We start from the raw sequence: 1031 nt of genomic DNA, 5'->3' as shown, positions 1-1031 counted from the left end.
CTCCGCACGATCGGCGCCCCACACCACCGCCCGGTGCTCGAACACCGACCGGGAACGCACCAGCCAGCTCCACGGCCCCGGCCGACCAGTCCACGTGCGACGACGGCTCATCCACATGCAAGGTCCGCGGCAAGGTCCCGTGCTGCATCGCCAGCACCATCTTGATCACACCCGCCACACCCGCAGCCGCCTGCGTGTGCCCGATGTTCGACTTCACCGACCCCAGCCACAACGGCCGCTCACGACCCTGACCATAGGTGGCCAACAACGCCTGCGCCTCGATCGGATCACCCAGCGCCGTACCCGTGCCATGCGCCTCCACCGCATCCACATCCCTCGGCGACAACCCCGCACCCGCCAACGCCGCCCGGATCACCCGCTGCTGCGACGGACCATTCGGAGCCGTCAGACCATTCGACGCACCGTCCTGATTGACCGCACTGCCACGGACCACGGCGAGTACCCGGTGCCCGTGAAGCCGCGCATCCGACAACCGCTCCACCACCACCACACCGGCGCCCTCACCCCATCCAGTCCCGTCCGCACCCTCCGCGAACGCCTTGCACCGACCGTCCACCGCAAGCCCCCGCTGCCGCGAGAACTCCACGAACGCCCCCGGCGTCGACATCACCGTCACACCACCGGCCAACGCCAGATCACACTCACCCGCACGCAACGCCTGCGCCGCCAGATGCAACGCCACCAACGACGACGAACACGCCGTGTCCACCGTCACCGCCGGACCCTCAAGCCCCAGCACATACGACACCCGGCCCGACAACACACTCGCCGCGTTGCCCGTGCCCACATGCCCCTCGAAGTCCTCACCCGAGGCCAGCAGCACGCCCGCGTAGTCCTGACCGTTCGTCCCCGCGAACACGCCCGTCCGACTGCCCCGCAACGCGCCCGGGGCAACACCCGCACGCTCCAACGCCTCCCACGACGTCTCCAGCAACAACCGCTGCTGCGGATCCGTCGCCAACGCCTCCCGCGGACTCATCCCGAAGAAACCCGCATCAAAACGACCCACA

The 1031-nt window shown here is 69.1% G+C and carries 1 protein-coding gene; it reads right to left on the bottom strand.

The features are described from left to right. On the bottom strand, positions 1 to 1031 hold a 1031-nt coding region (locus IH68_RS0148960; RefSeq protein WP_199932027.1), incomplete at both ends, for a beta-ketoacyl synthase N-terminal-like domain-containing protein.

Origin of the sequence: Streptomyces sp. NRRL S-646 (assembly GCF_000720765.1) — a bacterium.
In the GTDB taxonomy this organism is placed as follows: domain Bacteria; phylum Actinomycetota; class Actinomycetes; order Streptomycetales; family Streptomycetaceae; genus Streptomyces.
Note: the sequence above shows the minus strand (reverse complement) of the source record. Positions and strands in the feature narration are given on the sequence as shown.